This is a genomic window from Salinarchaeum chitinilyticum (assembly GCF_055390775.1).
The window spans coordinates 1901936-1917906 of the sequence record NZ_AP043888.1 but is presented as its reverse complement, the minus strand read 5'-3'; the positions used below and the strand labels follow the sequence as shown (position 1 = coordinate 1917906).

Below are 15971 nucleotides of genomic sequence, written 5' to 3'. Positions count from 1 at the left end.
GCCCGTGGAGTCGACGGCCACAACGTCACTCGCTGGATTCGTGCGAGGGAAGAAAGAGCGAGGCCCAGCGACGTCGAACGGTCCGATCTGCCGGTCGACTACCGGAGGAGGTCGAGCAGTCCGGCGCCGGCGTCGGGTACCGGCCCGTCCCCTGCGGCCCCGTCGTCGTACGCCCCGCGATCCAGAATCGCCTCGTACTGCCGGCGGACGGCCTCGATCTCTGCGTCCTTCCGTTCGATCTCGGTTTCTAGCTGGCTGACACGCGAACGGAGTCGGCTCACTTCCCCGTCCCCGTTGATCTCTGCGGCGGCCTGGGCCGCAGCGGGCCTGTCACCGTTCCCGCCTGCGGTCGTTCCGTCCTCTGGAGGTGCGGACATGGCGACACACGTCCAGGGGACGATCGGTCAAAAGGGTTTGTCAGACGACCGTCACACGCCCGGCCCTGCTTGCGATTCGGCGGGTGCTGGTGGGGGTCGTTCTGGTCGCGGAGTGGGCGGGTCGAAGCGTGGCTCGACGATCCGACTACTCGCCGAGGTGCTCGAGCACGCCGTCGGTCGTCCCGGGAACGGGCTCGGGCTCGGCACCCGCCGCAGCGGCCGCGTCGGGGTCCTTCAGCAGATGCCCCGTCGTCAGGCAGACGACCTGCTCGTCGTCGCCGACCACGCCGCGATCCCGGAGCTCGCGGAGGCCTGCCAGCGAGGCCGCTGAAGCGGGCTCGACGCCGACGCCCTCTTCGGCGAGGTCGCGCTGGGCCTCGGTGATCGCCTCGTCGTCGACGGCGACGGCGGTGCCCCCGGTCTCGCGGATCCCCGGGAGCGCCTTCGGCCCGTTGACGGGGTTGCCGATCCGGATCGCCGTCGCGCGCGTTTCGACACTGTCCCAGCGCTGGATCTCGTCCAGGTCGTTCTCGATGGCCTCGACCATCGGCGCGGCGCCGCTCGCCTGGACGCCGGTGAGCTTCGGGACCTGCTCCGGCGCCAGCTCGCCGGCCTGGACGAGCTCGCGGAAACACTTGTACAGCGCCGCCGTGTTGCCGGCGTTGCCGACGGGGAGCACGATCCGATCGGGGAAGCTCCCGAGGCGCTCGCGGTGAGCCTCGAGGATCTCCAGCCCGATCGTCTTCTGGCCCTCGAGGCGGAAGGGGTTCAGGGAGTTCAGGAGGTACGCCTCGCCCTGGCTCGCGAGGTCCTGTACGATGTCGAGGCAGACGTCGAAGTTCCCGTCCACTTCGAGGATCCGCGCGCCGTGGAGGCTCGCCTGCGCGACCTTTCCGGCCGCCACCTTCCCGGCAGGGAGCAGGACGAGCGTCTCCATCCCGGCGCGTGCGCCGTACGCCGCCAGCGCCGCGGAGGTGTTGCCCGTCGAGGCACAGGCGAGGCGGTCGACGCCGAGTTCCTTCGCGGCGCCGACGCCCACCGTCATTCCGCGATCCTTGAAGCTGCCCGTGCCGTTCATCCCCTCGTGCTTGACCTGGAGGGAGTCGACGCCGACCTCGGTCTCGAGGCGGGGGACCGAGTACAGCGGCGTATCGCCCTCGTCGATCGAGACGTGCTTCGGGACCGGCAGGGCGGCGTCGTAGCGCCAGACGCCCGATCCCTCGAACTGGTCGAAGGTCGGCGGCTCCGCGTAGCGCACCTCCAGCAGGCTATCGCACTCGGGGCAGGTGTAGACGACCGATTCGAAGGGTGCGAGGGTCTCCCCGCAGTCGATGCAGGCCAGCCAGACGCCGTCGTCGGCGACGTCGGGCGCCGCGGACGCGGGCTCGGTGAGTGAGAGGCTCATTGGAAGTAGCGTCGCGGGCCGCGGCCAAAAGCGGGGTGGTTCACCGCGTCGGACTGCGTGGCGGACAGAGCAGTCGGCCCGCTCGAAACGTCGTCGCGCGGGGACGCGCATCACTCCACGTTCGGCTCGAACTCCTCGATGGCGCCGTGGACCGCCTCCGTCCAGGCGTCGAGCGCCTCGTGGAGCAGCTCCTTGGCTTCCGGGAGCGGGACCGCGGTGTACTGGTAGACGTAGCCGCCGGGGTCGAGCAGGCGACGGTTCCGTGTGACGAGGCCCTTCTCCAGCAGCGTCGTCAGCGATCGGTTGACGTTCGAGCGGTCGCGGTCGAGGACGTCGGCGATCTCTTCGGCAGTCGTGCCCGGCTGCTCGAGGAGCGTGAGGTACGTTCGCGTCTCGTGCTCCTGGATCCCGAACACGCAGGTCATCACGGCGTCGAACTCGGGATCCGCCGTCTCCATCAACGACGCCATGTCGTGATCGGGGTCGCTCATGGGGCGGATTGGAGACGGCGGCTCCTAAGCGTGTTCCTCGGCGGTATGGCGGTCGAACTGCGACGTGGATCGGAGACCACGAGAAGAGTTAGCTGTCCGTGGCGGTGCCGTGCTCGATGCACCGACGCATCGCTTCGCGGGAGACGTTCGCGTCGAGCGTCGTCGAGGAGTCGCAGTAGTAGTACTGCTCGCCGTCGTGGCGGAGCCTGCCGTCGTGGGCCACCCGGAGCGTCGATGCTGACGACGACCGACTGGCCCTCGCTGAGCGCGGACAGGAGTAGCTCGACCGTCACTTCACCCGCTTCGATCCGTAGCGGCCCGCTCGTACGTCGCCCGTCGCTCGCGCTCCACTCCGCTCCCCTCGTCGTCTTTTGATCCGTTGTTCACGAAACGTGATACTTTTACCCGACCGAAGCAGAGGTGAACGGTAATGCCGGTCATTCCGTGGGACGTACTGGGCTACACGCTTGGGCCCACGGTCGCCCTCGTCGTGGTGTTCGCCCTCGTAACGGGGTGGATTAGCCACGCCAGGGCGGCGCTGGAGCGCGACCTGGTCGGGCGGGCGCTGGAGCTACTGCCGTACACGAGCGTGCTCGCGCTCGTGTTGTTGTTCAACGCGTCCCTCCGCCCCCGCATCGACGAGTTCTCCTCCGCGTTCGCGGTGAACTTCACCCACGAGATCCACGACTTCGAGGGGAATCTCGTCGCCCACCTCCAGGAGGCGATCCCAGAGCCGATGTTTCTCTACTTCTCGGCGGTCTACGTCGTCGGCTACGGCGCCCTGCTCATTTACCCGCCGGTCGCCTACGTCGTCCTCGAAGACGTCGTCAAGCCGGCCATGCTGTTCGTCGCCTACGCGGTGAACTACTTCGTCGGCGCGCTCTGTTACATCGTCTTCAACGTGTTCGGGCCGCGGAACCTCCAGGTCGGACGGGTCCGACAGCCACTGTTCGAGGAGTTCCCCGAGGTGATGTACATCACGAGCGCGATCAACACCAACTCCAACGCCTTCCCGTCGCTGCACACCTCGATGGCGGTGATGGTGCTGATCTTCGCCTGGTACACGCGCGAGGAGTACCCCCGCTGGCTGGCGATCGTTGCGGTGATCGCGCCCAGCGTCGTGATCGCGACGATGGCGCTGGGCATCCACTGGTTCACCGACGTCGTCGCGGGGATCGGGCTCGCGCTGCTGAGCGTCGGCACCGCGCAGTGGAGCGTCGCACGCTATCGCGGCGAGACCGACGACGACCGACGGCCGCTCGACCCGGTGCGGCTCTGAGCGAACGGCTGTAGCGACTTCGACGGCCTCGATCGGCAGTACAGACGCGAGACGATTCACTCGACGACGCAACAGCCCGTTACGTTCCGGAGCCCGATCGAACGCGTTCGCCAGCCGTCGCCGGCGTCGGCACAGACCGTGCCGTCCGCCGCGACGGCGTAGATCGGGTTGCCGTCGTCGTCACAGGCGACGCCCGCGACCGGCGAAGCGGCCGGCCACTCGATCGGCGACCAGGCGCCGTCCGTCCGGGCGAGAAGGTCGGTACCCGCCGCTGCGTAGGCGGCTGGCCCCCGTTCGTCGCCAGCGTCCGAGGCTGGTTCGGTCGCGCCGTCGACGGTCGCGACGAGATCGAACGCTCCGGCGCGCTCCTCGGTCCACCCCGGCCCGAGCCGGAAGAGCCCGGATCCCGTCGCGGCGAAGGGGCCGGCAGTGCCGTTCGCGGGGGCGGCGACGTCCCGCGCGTCGTCGAGCCCCACGTGTTCGATCGACGAGTCACCGGCCCGGTAGACGCCGCCTGGCGTCGCCAGGAGCGTCCGATCTGCGGCTCGAACCGTCGCTTCGCCGAGATCGGTCCACGCGGCGGGGTCGTCATCGCCGGCGTGCTCGATCGCGGTTCCGAGGACGGCCGAGCGAGGGGCGCGACGGACGACGCCGTCGCTGCCGGCCGCGACGACGGCGTCGTCGGCGACCGTAACGGCGGCCGTTCCACCGGCGCCCGTTCCCGCGCTACTGACGGTCGCTGCCACGCCGTCGTCGCCGAGTGCGACGACGAGCAGGTCCTCGTCGGTCGCCACGAGCAGCCGGCCGTCGCCCGCAGCCACGACGTCGCGAACCGGCTCGCGGAGCGCCAGCCCGAACTCGCCGATGACGTCCGCGGAGATGCCGACGACCGCGAGCCCCTGCCCGGTAGCGACCGCGAGCCGAGTCCGGCCGGCGTTCGCCGCGTCGTAGACGCGCTTCTCGGCGATGTCCATGCAGGAGTGTGATCGGAGGCGTGAGGAAAGCGTTCCGTTGGCGGCCGCGCGATAGCGACGAGCGGGCCAGACGCCGGGCGGCGTTCCACCCTGCGCGGCCGTCGATCCTACTCGGCAGCAGCGAGCAGCTCGGCGACGATGCGTTCGTACCCCAGCAGGTAGATGCCGGCGTAGAGGAAGAGCATGCCGAGCAGTGCGAACCACACGCCCGTGCTGGGGTGGCCACCGGCGAAGCTGAGCATGCTCTGGAGTTCGACGAACAGCCCCAGGAGCGTGAACGCCAGCGCGCCAGCGAGCGAGACGGCGAGTTCGGCGATCGAGTTCATCGCCAGAACGCAGCCTCCGGAGTGCTATCACCCTTTCGGAGGACAGCGGCGCTCGACCGGCCGCGACCACCGGTCCGAGCAACCGGCCGTCTGCGCCGGGAGCGGAACGGGGTCGACGCTCAGGCGAGGTGATCGGCGACGTCTTCGATCGCCCCACGACAGTACGGGCAGCGGTAGCTCGTCGAGAACCCGTCGGACTGGGTGACGGTGTTCGCTTCGAGTTCGTGCATCGCGACCTCGCGATCGCACTCGGGGCACGAGACTTTCGGCACGTACGTTCGTTCCCGACGACGGCAAAAAAGCCCCCGATCCGTGTGGCGTGCTGCCCCTTCACACGGAGAGCGGCTTGGAGGCGCTCGAGGCGGCGCCGACGCCGGAACTGCCACGCCGTCGCGCCCGGTCAGCGCTCCAGGCGATCGAGCACCGCGTCGGCCTCGTAGGCGAGTCGAATCTCCCTGGAGCGCCCGCGGCCCTCGAGGTCGGCGTACTCCGTCTCGACGATCCCCAGCTCGTCGAGCTTGTTGACGATCTCGGAGTAGCGGGTGTAGCCGAGGTCGGTCGCGTCGCGGAACGCCTCGTAGACGTCGCCGGCCTGCTCGCCGTCGTGCTCGGCGAGCACCTCGACCAGCTCGGCTTCCGAATCGGAGAGCGTCCGGAGGCTGTGCGTGAGGTGGACGTACTTCGCGGCGTCGAAGGCCTCCTCGACGTCCTCGAGAATCACCTCGCGGCTCCCGCGCATCTCGGCGTTGAGCCCCGCCCGGCGCAGGAGGTCGAGGCCGACGCGGACGTCGCCGCTCTGGGCGGTCAGCTCCGCGACGCGGTCGAGCACCACCTGCCCGACGACGCCCTCGTTGAACCCGCGTTCGACGCGCGCGCCGAGGATGTCCACGAGCTCCGCCTGGCCGTAGGTGGGGAAGTACACCTTCTCCGGGCGGAACACGCTCTGGACGCGGCCGTCGAGCGCCTCGATCACGTCGAGATCCGGATCCGAGGAGACGACGAACACGCCGATCTTTGCGCCGCCGCGCTCCTCGTGGGCCCGCAGCATCGAGTAGAGCGTGTCCGAGGCCTCGTTCTCGTAGAACAGGTAGTTCACGTCGTCGAGCGCGACGATGAGGATTTCCTCGTTCTCGACGAGCCGCTCGGTTATCTGGCGAAACAGCTTCTTGAAGGAGACGCCCGAGGCCGGCGGTTCGTAGTCGAAGACGTGCTCGAACAGCCGGGAGAAGACGGCGTAGCGGGTGTCGTTCACCTGGCAGTTCACCCGCACCGTCGAGACGTCCGCGGCGGCGCCGAGCTCGCCGAAGAGCTTGTGGATCGCCGTCGTCTTGCCGGTGCCGGGCGGCCCCCGCACCAGCGCGTTCAGCGGCCGCGAACCCCGCACCGCCGGCCGGAGCGCGTACTTCAGGCTCTCGAGTTCGGACTCGCGGTGTGCGAACGTCTCGGGCACGTAGTCGATTTCGAAGACGCGCTCGTCACGGAACACCGTCTCGTCCCACGCGAGCATCCCCTCATCGGGGTCCCCATCCATCACTTTCACCACGCTGCCCAGTGGCCTTAAGCTTTCGGCGTTCCCGGCGGCGAGCGCGCGCCTTCCGGCGATCTCTCGGAGCGGACCGGCGCGCGAGTCACGCACCGCGCCGTTGGAAGAGCCCGCCGGAATCGTTACTCGTCGCCAGCGACCTCGCGCTGTCGGCGACGTGCGGCGACGAACGCCCCACCGAGCGCCGGCACCGTCAGCGCGCCGAGGAGCCAGCCGTACTCGCTGCCGTACCGTCGGACCGAGGTCGCTGTCGCGGACTCCACGCGGAGCGTACCCGCTCCACTCCCGCTGATCGCGATCTCGTACTGCCCGCGCTGGTCGAACGATCGCTCGAAGGTCACCTGCTCCGTCGCGCCGGGTCCGACCTGGACCGCTCGCTCGTCCACGACCACGCCGCCGACCACGAGCTCGGCCGTGAACGTGTCGGTCGCGGCGCCGTCGTTCGTCACGTCCGCAGTGATCGTCGTCGACTCGCCGGGCTCGATCGCCGCCGGCGAGAGCGAGGCGTTCGAGATCGTGAATCCGCCGCCGGAGGTCGGCTCCGTGACCGTGACCGTTCCTGCGGTCCGCCAGCCAAGTTCGACGGTGAACTCACCAGCCTGCTGGAACGTGCGCTCGAAGGAAACGGTCCGCGTGCTGCCGGCGTCCACGCCCACGGTTCGCTGCTCGACGACCGTGCCGTCGACGGACAGCCGAACGGTGTGAGGCTCCCGCGTGGAGCCCTCGTTGTAGATCGTCGCGGTCGCGGTCACCGACTCGCCGACAGTGATCTCGGTGGGCGAGACGTCCGCCTCGACGATCGACGTCGAGGAGTTCTCGTCATCGTCCGCCTCCTGTTCGTCGATCTCTGCGACGACGGTGAACTCCCCGCCGTCGACGTCGTCGTAGCTGTCGATGCGGACGCCGACAGCGACGGAGTCGCCGGGCTGGACCGTTCGTGCGTCGCTGGCGTCGGCGCTCGGATCGCCGCCCCAGTAGAAAGTGACCCCCGGCGCGTCGGTTTCGATCGAGACGTCCGCAGCTTCGGTGGCGGTGACGTCGACGGTGAACACATCGTCGACCGTGGTCTCGGCGTCCTCGTTGAGGTCCTCGAACAGCAGCGCCAGCTCGCCGTTGCCGTTCACCTCGGCGTAGTCGCCATTGGCGCCGGAGGCCGGCGAGAGAGAAATGACCGAGCCGTTGGACGTGTCCACGGTCGCCGCGGCGGTCCCGGGGCCGCCGTCAGTCCCAGCGGCACCGCCAGCCAGCACGATCGCCGACCCCCCCACGAGCGCGAGTGCGAGCGCGACGTACGCGAGCCGGGTGTGCATAATCTGAGGCCGTCAGGTCTGCGGATGTCAGAAAGCGGTACACCGGTCAATTAGTGACCGAAAAACCCGTCAGTGGTTATTGCTCTTCGGCGACTATCGTGATTTCGTCCGGCGCATTCGCTGCATCGTCCGTGTTGAACACGAACGTGAGATTTGCCGACTCGCCGGCATTGGCGTCAGCAGTAACCACGTTCGTGCCATTTACGACAGAATTGCCGCTCCCGTCCTGGATGTCCATAGGCTTGCCAGCCCCCAGGTCCGTAGCGCTCTCAACGTAGATATCGTACGTCCCGGAGCTGTCTGCGGGGCTTGGAGTAACCGTGAGAACGTCCGCAAACTCGGTGGATGCGTTCTTGTTGAGGCTATCGAATGTGAACTCTATGGTTCCATCGCCGGATTCACTCACGTAGTCTCCATCGCCGGAAAGCTGGAGATTGGCGTTTGAGTCAGAAACTGTTTCGGCAGTAACCGATCTGTCCGCGGATACTTGCGTAAACGCGCCCGTACCGAACAGTGCGCCGCCCACGATCGTCAGTACGCCCAGGATAACCAGGACGTTGCGTCGAGTTGCTCTCATTGTTGGATCGTTGTGTTTGTCACACGCGGTCCGTGGCACCTCTCCCCCGGTCCACGCGGTGTAAGCAACCCATACCACCCCACCCCCTTCGTATTGAGCCGCTTGAACAGCTCCAAGGTGGGCTTGAACATCCTCCGCTGGGGCCGAAAGCCCTGCTTGAACCCCGACGCCCTCCGGGGATCGGGCCGGAAACACTTTGTGTCGGGCAATCCAGGGCTGAAACCACAGTGGCGACGAGTGAGGCTGGCGACGGCGGCCCGGGCCGGGACGAGGTGTTCGACCTCCTCTCGAATCACCGCCGGCGCTACACGCTGCACTACTGCAAGCAGGCCGACGAGCCAGTGACGACCTCAGATCTGGCCGAGACAGTGGCGTCATGGGAACTCGACAAGGAGGTCGCCGAGCTGACCTCGGACGAGCGGAAGCGCGTGTACACCTCGTTACAGCAGACGCACCTACCGACGTTGGCGGATGCGGGGATGATCACCTACGAGGATCACGAGGTCGAGCTGACTGAGGACGCGCGGCGGCTGGAGGTCTATATGGACATCGTCCCCGAGGGCGAGATCCCGTGGGGCGTCTACTATCTGGGGTTGTCGGTGGTCGGTTTTGCGGTGCTCGGCGGCGTTTCGGCAGGGTACTTGCCGAGTGAGGGGCTGTCGGCGATCGGCTGGGCGGGACTCGTCGTCGGTATCTTCGCGGTGTCGGCTGCGGTCCATACGTACACGAGTCGCCGGCACCGGCTCGGGGATCGGGAGCGGCCGCCGTGACGAAAACGTGGTGACAATCGTCGCCTATCGCTACACTGGCTCGAATACCCACTTCTGATTCTCGACCGCTACGTCGTTGCCTTTCCAGCCATAGAGTATGACGTTCGCTCCCTCAGAAGTGGATCCCCCCTCGACGTCGAGGACGTCGCCCGGATTCGCGGCGTTTTCGATTCGATACGTTCCGTCAGCATTCTCGATCAGATTCCACTGTTCTCCGTTTGATGCCCACCAATCGGGTGTACCTACGTTGACGGCTTCCTGGAAGCTATTTCCTTGCTCGGCTGTCCCGATCCTGCCACCGGAAGAAACCTGCTCAAGCGTAGTCCCAGACCAATCTTCTTGAACTGTCCAGTGTTGCGTTTCCGACTCTTGGAACGAGGACTGATACACGTCTCCAGTCGGAGGGTCCCACCAAGGGTCGTCTCCTGGTGCATCGGCGTCGAGATAGAGCCCGCTGTGGACGTTTCTGATACGGAAAGTGGAGCCAGGGTCGGGGGTGGCAGGCAAGGAGATAGTTCGCTCGAGATCGATCGTGAAGGGTTGGTCGTCACTGTTCTGCACCTCTGCGACGAATGAAACCGCGTCCCGATTCCCGTTTTCAGGCGCAAACTGAATATCCCGAGAACCGCCGGATACGAGTGTGAAAGACGGCTGGTGGTCGCTGGGACCGTTCTCGATCCGGAACGCCTGCGTCGAAACCGTGAGGGCCATCGCGCCGTCGGCGTTGTTGATCACCGTGATCTCGTCATATGGAGCTCCGTCGACACCCTGTATTCCAAGCAACGCGTTCGGATCGTCCGCTGTCTCGACGTTTGTCAGCCGATTCGCGACGGTGCTCGTCATCCCGCGAGTGTAAGGGATTGCCGTCGCTATGCCCACACCGACGAGGGCGATCCCTGCTCGCCGCGTCATCCGCGTTCGATCCACCATTCTCTACCGATCCCATTGACTCGCGAGATGGCGAGTCGCTATTTTCGATCGCGGACCCAACCTCCGGAGCGACCCGGGCCACCAACCCGGGCCGTCCACCAGACGGCTGCGACTGAACCGGTCGCAGCGCACCGGAGACGGGTTCCTGTAAACTGGTGAAAAGATCCACTCGCTAAAATCTTCTGGCAGATATGCTCCAAATTCTTATCTCTTAATGGTAATTGGCAATGGAATTCTTAGCCATCCAAGGCCAGCAATATTACATAGCTCCGGCTAATATTCATCTCATCACGCGCGGCTGCGAACGTTCGCTGCGGTGGAACATATGCACTGGAACGTGGGCTACCTCGGGCTGGCGTTAGTCCTAGTCGGAGCCACGCTGCTCGCAACCCCCACGCTCGGCTTCCAGACGATCGCAGCTGATCGGACGACGCAGATCGAAACTGCACCCGACGAAAGTGCGCTAATCGGATTCGAGCCGACTGGCGACTCGATCGATAGTATCGGTGACACTGCAACGGTGTTTACCCTTCACAATAACGCGGACGAGCCGCTCACTTTCTCGGTCGAGACCGCCCCCCAATCGGGAGACGTTCAAATCGGGACCTCCGGGAGCGGTGAAGTCGCAGTTGGTGGGACGACCAACGTCACGGTTCAGTGTAACGGTGAAAGTGGCTCGGGTACCACTACTGTGACGACGACGGTCACTCACGCCACTGGTGAGCGGATCGAGATCTCGGGCGCGTCGGCTTCGACGTCACTCGACTACCAGTGCACTGGCGGTGGCGGTGGTAAGCCGGGGAGCGGTCCGGCAAGCTTCGCGGCGAACACTCCGTACTACGACGGGCAGCAGTGGGTTCAGGAGTTCGAAATTAATGCCGACAGAATGGGGAACAAAGACGAGTTCACGATCGACCTGAGTGATGCGCAAGCCAACGCCGGCGTCGACTACAGTGATGCGACTGCGACCGTCGCCAGTGGACAGGGATACCGCGATTTCGAGTTTGACAAGGGTAGCTGGACAATATCCTATTCCGCACAGGGGGCAACCGACGGTCCGTTCGTCATCAGGCTGACCGGCGTTCAGATCACGAGCGATCAGGACGGGACGGCGTACTTCTCCGATTGGAATGGGGAGGAAGACTCGGATACGTTCGACGTGCCGGCAATTGGGAACGACGGTACTACCGAAACCGATGGCGATCTCGTCGTCGAAGACGGAACGAGTGCGGACGACGAGATCGACGCGGGCGGTAGCGTCACTATCGGCGACGGCGCAACAGCCAACGACGACGTCGACGCTGGTAGTGACGTCACCGTGGGGGACAGCGGCACGATCCACGGTGACCTCGATTCTGGTGGCGACGTCTCGCTCGGCGACGGTGCAACTGCGAACAATGAGGTCGAAGCGGACGGCGACGTCGCCGTCGGCGCCGACGGAACTATTCACGGCGAACTCTCTGCAGGCGGCGACGTAACCATCGGCCCAGACGGGACCGCAAGTGATGACGTGACAGCCGGAGGCGACGTGACGGTCGGGATGGCGGTACCATCGACGGCGACGTAGATGCCGACGGCTCGCTCTTCCTCGGGACCGACGCCACAGTAAACGGTGAAGTTGACGTTGGAGGAACCGTGACAGCAGAAAGTGGCTCGACGCTGAATGACGATATCACCGCTGGTGGAAATATCACTCTCGAGGATGGTGTCACCGCTTGGAATGACATTGAGACCAGCGGAACGCTGTACGTGGGGTGTAACGTCGATTACAGTGAGACAAACGTCGACGCAGACGGTGGCGTGGTAAACACTTGCAACAACTGATTCCGGCCAGCCGCTTTCAGCTATCCTCCACCGGCCGCCCCTCCTCCGTCCGCGGCGCGACGTGATCGACGTAGGCCTCGACGCTGGGTTCTTCCACCCGTACCCGCACGTGAATCTCACCGAGCTCGTCGGGCTTCCCGACGGCGAAGTTCACGACGCCGACGAAGGCGGCCTGTTTCTTGAGGTCGAAGGCAATCGTGTCGCCTCGATGGTTCGCGAAGAACTGGTCGCGGGCGGTGTCGAGGATCTCGCGCTCGTGCAGGAGCTCCGAGAAGCGCTCCATCGAGTGAGCGGTGCCGGCCAGTTCGCCCTCGCGGTGCTCGATCTCGGCCGTGGGGAAGACGTTGTGGACCGCGTCGGCGACGCGGTCGGTGACTTCGGTGGCGTAGACCGGTGCGGTGATCTCGACGTCGACCTTGTAGACGTCGTCGGGTGAGTCCTCGGCAGGCGCGGCGGCGTCGACGGGGCTCGGGTCGCCGTCGCTCGGCTCGTCCCCACCGTCGAGTGCTGCTTCGAGGATGCCGCGGATGCGCTCCTGGAACGCGTCGAGACTGTCGGTGTTCTCGATCGTGACGTCGGCGCGCTCCATCGCGTCGTCCATCCCGAAACCACGCTCGCGCTCGTCGCGATCCTCGAGGGACTCGCCCTCGAGGTTGTCCCGGCCGCGCTCGGTCAGGCGATCCTGCCGGAGTTCGAAGGGCGCCTCGATCGAGACGAGGTGGAAGTCCTCGCCGAAGGCCTCCTCGAACTCGTCGACCTCGACGCCGCTGCGGACGCCGTCAACGAGGACCACGTCGCTGTCTTCGAGGGCGTCGCGAATCTGTGGCAGCGATTCGGCTGCGATCGCGCCGGGGCCGTTCTCCTCCCGGAGCGCCTGTGCGACCTCGCCGTGGTGCTCGGCGGGGTCGAGCCCGCGATCCCGGCACGCCTCGCGAATCACGTCGCCCATCGTCACCACCGGAACGCCGAGCGACTCGGCCTGGTTGGCGGCCTCCCCTTTCCCGCTGCCGGGCAGGCCGACCGTCGCGATAACCGTCATTGCGCCCGGCTAGACCGCTGTGGACCTTACGGCTTGTTATCCGGCGAGCGCCGGCGGAGCGCGTGAGAGTGCGGGGCGGGCCCCGAGCTGGAACAGCGAACGGGCGGGGAGTGAACCACGACGAGCCGTCAGTCGCCGCGACCGGTCAGCTCGTCGAGCTCGTCGAGGTACGTCTCGCGGGGGACCTGGTAGCTCGCGCGGTAGTCGATCGCACCGTCGGCGAAGTCCGCGGCGATCTGTTCGAGCCGATCGAGCGCGTCGGAGCGCCGCTCGAAGCGCTCCTCGGTGACCGTGACCTCGGGTTCGAGGAAGAGCGTGACGAACCAGTCCGCCCCGGCGTCGCGATCGGGGCCGGGGCGCCGGTCGTTGCGCCGGCCGCGGGTGAGATAGCACGTCGGTATGCAGGCGGCGGGGAAGGCGTCGCCGTCGAAGACGTCCGGACGGTAGGCCAGCACGATCCGGCCGTCGTCGCCAGCGCTCCACACCGTCCAGCCCGCCGGAGCGTCGTCCATGGGCGCGGTAGGGACGGTGGCCGGTAAAGTCGTGCGGACTGCTCGGCGGCTGCGCCGCTGGCACGCCATCGAGCGCCGATATCGGCGGACGCGAGATCGATTGCTATCATACCCTATTTAAATCCCTCAGCGGACTGTGGCGGCGCGATACCGACCACAGCGCCCGCAGTCGATCTCGGTGGCCGAGAACGGGGTTAATATTGCCATCATATATCTTTTGGGGCCACGCTTATGTCGCTGGAAACCTGGTAATGAAAGGAGTATCGGTACACCGCTACCGATCAGCCCGCCGGTCCCCGCCGAGTCCCTCGCCGTCGCGCCGTGTCCCGTCGCCGCCGGGTGTGGTATGTATACACATGTCTAAGAACGACCGACGCGCCCGCCGCCGCGGGCGGCACGAGCGCGCACGAAACAGGCCAGAGCGATCGAACTGCGGACAGAGCGATCGAACGCACCAGAACTGCGGTCGGCACGGCGGCGGGAGTTCCCGAGGCGGAGACCCCGCCGACCGGAGGTGGACAGATGAGCGACGGTAGCGTCGAACTCGAGGAGCTGAGCGCGGAGTACCAGGCGTCGATTCCGGAAGATCTCCGGGAGCCTCGCTCCTTCGAGTGGTACCTCGACACGCTGACGGCGGAACCCGCGGTCGCGCGCAACGCCCACCAGCGGGTCGCCGACATGTTCGATCACTACGGTGCGGAGTACGACGAGGAACGCGGCGTCGTGGAGTACCAGCTCGCCAGCGAGGACCCGCTCCACGACGGCGAGAACACGTTCTACGGCCGGGTCGTCCACGAGGCGATCCACGAGTTCGTCAACAAGGTCAAGTCGGGTGCCCGCGGGCTCGGGCCCGAGCGCCGGATCCTGCTCCTGCTCGGTCCCGTCGGCTCGGGCAAGTCCGCCTTCGACGCACAGCTCCGGCGGTACTTCGAGGACTACACCATGCGCGACGAGGGGCGGATGTACACGTTCCGCTGGACGAACCTCCGGGACGTCGTCCCCGACCAGGATCCGGCGGACGACACCGTCCGCTCGCCGATGCAGCAGGATCCCCTCGTCCTCCTGCCCCAGGAGCAGCGCGACCAGGTGCTCGAGCAGCTCAACGAGGCGCTCGACGCTCCCTACACCATCCGGAACGAGCAGAACCTCGACCCGGAGAGCGAGTTCTACATGGACGAGCTGCTCGCCCACTACGACGACGACCTCGAGGCCGTCCTCGAGAACCACGTCGAGGTCGTCCGGCTCGTCGCCGACGAGAACAAGCGCCGGGCGCTGGAGACCTTCGAGCCCAAGGACAAGAAGAACCAGGACGAGACGGAGCTGACCGGCGACGTCAACTACTCGAAGATCGCGGTCTACGGCGAGTCCGACCCGCGTGCCTTCGACTACTCCGGCGCGTTCTGTAACGCGAATCGCGGCATCTTCTCCGGCGAGGAGCTGCTGAAACTCCAGCGGGAGTTCCTCTACGACTTCCTCCACGCCACCCAGGAGCAGACGATCAAACCCCGGAACAACCCCCGGATCGACATCGACCAGGTGATCGTCGGGCGCACGAACATGCCCGAGTACAAGGACAAGAAGGGCGACGAGAAGATGGAGGCGTTCAACGACCGCACGAAGCGGATCGACGTTCCCTACGTGATGGCCTACGAGGACGAGGCCGAGATCTACCGGAAGCTGCTCGACAACGCCGACGTTCCCGACGTCCACATCGAACCCCACTCCCTCGAGATGGCGGGCCTGTTCGGCGTGCTCACCCGGATCGAGGAGCCCGACGCCGACACCGTCGACGTCCTCCAGAAGGCCAAGGCCTACAACGGCGAGGGCGACGCCCTCGAGGACGTCGACGTCAAGAAGCTCCGCGAGGAGGCCCAGGAAGCAGCCGCCGTCGGCGAGGGGATGGAGGGCGTCTCGCCGCGGTTCATCGGCGACGAGATCGCGGAGGCGATCATGGACTCGACCCACCGCGGTCGAGACTACCTCTCGCCGCTGACGGCGTTCGCCTTCTTCGAGGAGAACCTCGAACACCACGGTTCGATCCCCGAGGAACGTTTCGAGGAGTACTACCGCTACCTCGAGACCGTCCGCGAGGAGTACCGCGAGCGCGCCATCGAGGACGTCCGGAACGCGCTGGCCTACGACGTCGAGGAGATCCAGCGACAGGGCGAGAAGTACATGGACCACGTGATGGCCTACATCGACGACGACACCGTCGAGGACGACATTACGGGCGCGGAGTCCGAACCCGACGAAACCTTCCTCCGTGCCGTCGAGGAGAAACTCGACATTCCCGAGGACCGCAAGGACGACTTCCGCCAGGAGGTCTCCAACTGGGTCTCCCGCCGGGCCCGCGAGGGCGAGGCGTTCGATCCGACGGACAACGAGCGGCTCCGCCGCGCACTGGAGCGCAAGCTCTGGGAGGACAAGAAACACAACATCAACTTCTCCGCGCTGGTCAGCGCCAACGACCTCGACGAGGACGAGCGCACGAAGTGGGTGGACTCGCTGATCGACCTCGGCTACTCCGAGGCCGGCGCCGGCGAGGTCCTCGAGTTCGCGGGCGCGGAGGTCGCCAAGGCGGAGCTGGAGGACGACTGATGGCGGGGGAGCACCC

General features: G+C 66.3%; 18 protein-coding genes and 1 pseudogene. 5 read left to right on the top strand and 14 right to left on the bottom strand.

What is annotated here, in order from left to right; all coding sequences use genetic code 11:
* Positions 1–98: 98 nt before the first annotated feature.
* From ACZ5KP_RS09230 to ACZ5KP_RS09215, 4 genes are all read right to left on the bottom strand, one after another.
* On the bottom strand, positions 99–377 hold the full coding sequence (locus tag ACZ5KP_RS09230; RefSeq protein WP_460922171.1) for a hypothetical protein: 279 nt from the start codon (positions 375–377) through the stop codon (positions 99–101).
* 145 nt (positions 378–522) lie between these two features.
* Positions 523–1782 carry a threonine synthase gene (gene thrC / locus ACZ5KP_RS09225; RefSeq protein WP_460922173.1) on the bottom strand — a complete coding sequence of 420 codons (1260 nt, stop codon included), beginning with the start codon at positions 1780–1782 and terminating at the stop codon, positions 523–525.
* A gap of 110 nt (positions 1783–1892) precedes the next feature.
* The gene (locus ACZ5KP_RS09220) at positions 1893–2273 is read right to left on the bottom strand and encodes a helix-turn-helix domain-containing protein (RefSeq protein WP_460922175.1); all 381 of its coding nucleotides are present in this window, start codon (positions 2271–2273) and stop codon (positions 1893–1895) included.
* Positions 2274–2361: 88 nt separating this feature from the next.
* Positions 2362–2496, bottom strand: coding sequence for a hypothetical protein (locus tag ACZ5KP_RS09215; RefSeq protein ID WP_460922177.1), 135 nt, complete (start codon positions 2494–2496; stop codon positions 2362–2364).
* Positions 2497–2703: 207 nt separating this feature from the next.
* Here ACZ5KP_RS09215 and ACZ5KP_RS09210 point away from each other — a divergent pair, with 207 nt between their 5' ends.
* The gene (locus ACZ5KP_RS09210; RefSeq protein ID WP_460922179.1) at positions 2704–3552 is read left to right on the top strand and encodes a phosphatase PAP2 family protein; all 849 of its coding nucleotides are present in this window, start codon (positions 2704–2706) and stop codon (positions 3550–3552) included.
* A gap of 56 nt (positions 3553–3608) precedes the next feature.
* Here ACZ5KP_RS09210 and ACZ5KP_RS09205 read toward each other — a convergent pair whose 3' ends face one another.
* The 6 genes from ACZ5KP_RS09205 to ACZ5KP_RS09180 all read right to left on the bottom strand — a co-directional run bounded on the left by ACZ5KP_RS09205 (position 3609) and on the right by ACZ5KP_RS09180 (position 8321).
* The gene (locus ACZ5KP_RS09205; RefSeq protein ID WP_460922181.1) at positions 3609–4526 is read right to left on the bottom strand and encodes an HVO_0234 family beta-propeller protein; all 918 of its coding nucleotides are present in this window, start codon (positions 4524–4526) and stop codon (positions 3609–3611) included.
* A 107-nt stretch (positions 4527–4633) separates the two neighbouring features.
* Positions 4634–4852 carry a hypothetical protein gene (locus ACZ5KP_RS09200; RefSeq protein WP_460922183.1) on the bottom strand — a complete coding sequence of 73 codons (219 nt, stop codon included), beginning with the start codon at positions 4850–4852 and terminating at the stop codon, positions 4634–4636.
* 119 nt (positions 4853–4971) lie between these two features.
* Entirely contained in the window at positions 4972–5124 is a 153-nt protein-coding gene (locus ACZ5KP_RS09195; RefSeq protein ID WP_460922185.1) for a hypothetical protein, read from the bottom strand.
* Positions 5125–5252: 128 nt separating this feature from the next.
* Positions 5253–6383, bottom strand: a complete 1131-nt coding sequence (locus tag ACZ5KP_RS09190; RefSeq protein WP_460922187.1) for an ORC1-type DNA replication protein — start codon at positions 6381–6383, stop codon at positions 5253–5255.
* 134 nt (positions 6384–6517) lie between these two features.
* Positions 6518–7705 carry a CARDB domain-containing protein gene (locus tag ACZ5KP_RS09185; protein WP_460922189.1) on the bottom strand — a complete coding sequence of 396 codons (1188 nt, stop codon included), beginning with the start codon at positions 7703–7705 and terminating at the stop codon, positions 6518–6520.
* 76 nt (positions 7706–7781) lie between these two features.
* Positions 7782–8321, bottom strand: coding sequence for a hypothetical protein (locus ACZ5KP_RS09180; protein WP_460922191.1), 540 nt, complete (start codon positions 8319–8321; stop codon positions 7782–7784).
* Between the two features lie 188 nt (positions 8322–8509).
* Between ACZ5KP_RS09180 and ACZ5KP_RS09175 the strand changes: the two genes are divergently transcribed.
* Positions 8510–9052 (top strand): DUF7344 domain-containing protein, encoded by a 543-nt coding sequence (locus tag ACZ5KP_RS09175; protein ID WP_460922193.1) that lies wholly within the window; start codon positions 8510–8512, stop codon positions 9050–9052.
* A gap of 30 nt (positions 9053–9082) precedes the next feature.
* Here the strand turns inward: ACZ5KP_RS09175 and ACZ5KP_RS09170 are convergent, their stop codons facing one another.
* Positions 9083–9895 carry an RICIN domain-containing protein gene (locus ACZ5KP_RS09170; protein ID WP_460922195.1) on the bottom strand — a complete coding sequence of 271 codons (813 nt, stop codon included), beginning with the start codon at positions 9893–9895 and terminating at the stop codon, positions 9083–9085.
* A 778-nt stretch (positions 9896–10673) separates the two neighbouring features.
* Between ACZ5KP_RS09170 and ACZ5KP_RS09165 the strand changes: the two genes are divergently transcribed.
* Positions 10674–11549 (top strand): bactofilin family protein, encoded by an 876-nt coding sequence (locus ACZ5KP_RS09165; RefSeq protein WP_460922197.1) that lies wholly within the window; start codon positions 10674–10676, stop codon positions 11547–11549.
* A 68-nt stretch (positions 11550–11617) separates the two neighbouring features.
* The gene (locus ACZ5KP_RS09160; RefSeq protein ID WP_460922199.1) at positions 11618–11806 is read left to right on the top strand and encodes a hypothetical protein; all 189 of its coding nucleotides are present in this window, start codon (positions 11618–11620) and stop codon (positions 11804–11806) included.
* Positions 11807–11822: 16 nt separating this feature from the next.
* Here ACZ5KP_RS09160 and ACZ5KP_RS09155 read toward each other — a convergent pair whose 3' ends face one another.
* The 3 genes and pseudogenes from ACZ5KP_RS09155 to ACZ5KP_RS09145 all read right to left on the bottom strand — a co-directional run bounded on the left by ACZ5KP_RS09155 (position 11823) and on the right by ACZ5KP_RS09145 (position 13357).
* Positions 11823–12209 (bottom strand): RNA-binding domain-containing protein, encoded by a 387-nt coding sequence (locus ACZ5KP_RS09155; RefSeq protein WP_460923426.1) that lies wholly within the window; start codon positions 12207–12209, stop codon positions 11823–11825.
* 66 nt (positions 12210–12275) lie between these two features.
* Positions 12276–12845 (bottom strand): annotated as a pseudogene (locus ACZ5KP_RS09150) (AAA family ATPase); the annotation flags it as partial.
* Between the two features lie 128 nt (positions 12846–12973).
* Positions 12974–13357 carry a DUF5820 family protein gene (locus ACZ5KP_RS09145; protein ID WP_460922201.1) on the bottom strand — a complete coding sequence of 128 codons (384 nt, stop codon included), beginning with the start codon at positions 13355–13357 and terminating at the stop codon, positions 12974–12976.
* Positions 13358–13879: 522 nt separating this feature from the next.
* Between ACZ5KP_RS09145 and ACZ5KP_RS09140 the strand changes: the two genes are divergently transcribed.
* Positions 13880–15955: a PrkA family serine protein kinase gene (locus tag ACZ5KP_RS09140; protein WP_460922203.1), complete on the top strand. Its 2076-nt coding sequence runs from the start codon at positions 13880–13882 to the stop codon at positions 15953–15955.
* Positions 15956–15971: the final 16 nt, after the last annotated feature.

What these genes read in the sequence shown, in the direction of transcription:
- ACZ5KP_RS09230 (WP_460922171.1), bottom strand. Translation starts at nt 377, where the DNA reads ATGTCCGCACCTCCAGAGGACGGAACGACCGCAGGCGGGAACGGTGAC.
- thrC (WP_460922173.1), bottom strand. Translation starts at nt 1,782, where the DNA reads ATGAGCCTCTCACTCACCGAGCCCGCGTCCGCGGCGCCCGACGTCGCC.
- ACZ5KP_RS09220 (WP_460922175.1), bottom strand. Translation starts at nt 2,273, where the DNA reads ATGAGCGACCCCGATCACGACATGGCGTCGTTGATGGAGACGGCGGAT.
- ACZ5KP_RS09210 (WP_460922179.1), top strand. Translation starts at nt 2,704, where the DNA reads ATGCCGGTCATTCCGTGGGACGTACTGGGCTACACGCTTGGGCCCACG.
- ACZ5KP_RS09205 (WP_460922181.1), bottom strand. Translation starts at nt 4,526, where the DNA reads ATGGACATCGCCGAGAAGCGCGTCTACGACGCGGCGAACGCCGGCCGG.
- ACZ5KP_RS09200 (WP_460922183.1), bottom strand. Translation starts at nt 4,852, where the DNA reads ATGAACTCGATCGCCGAACTCGCCGTCTCGCTCGCTGGCGCGCTGGCG.
- ACZ5KP_RS09190 (WP_460922187.1), bottom strand. Translation starts at nt 6,383, where the DNA reads ATGGATGGGGACCCCGATGAGGGGATGCTCGCGTGGGACGAGACGGTG.
- ACZ5KP_RS09185 (WP_460922189.1), bottom strand. Translation starts at nt 7,705, where the DNA reads ATGCACACCCGGCTCGCGTACGTCGCGCTCGCACTCGCGCTCGTGGGG.
- ACZ5KP_RS09170 (WP_460922195.1), bottom strand. Translation starts at nt 9,895, where the DNA reads ATGACGAGCACCGTCGCGAATCGGCTGACAAACGTCGAGACAGCGGAC.
- ACZ5KP_RS09145 (WP_460922201.1), bottom strand. Translation starts at nt 13,357, where the DNA reads ATGGACGACGCTCCGGCGGGCTGGACGGTGTGGAGCGCTGGCGACGAC.
- ACZ5KP_RS09140 (WP_460922203.1), top strand. Translation starts at nt 13,880, where the DNA reads ATGAGCGACGGTAGCGTCGAACTCGAGGAGCTGAGCGCGGAGTACCAG.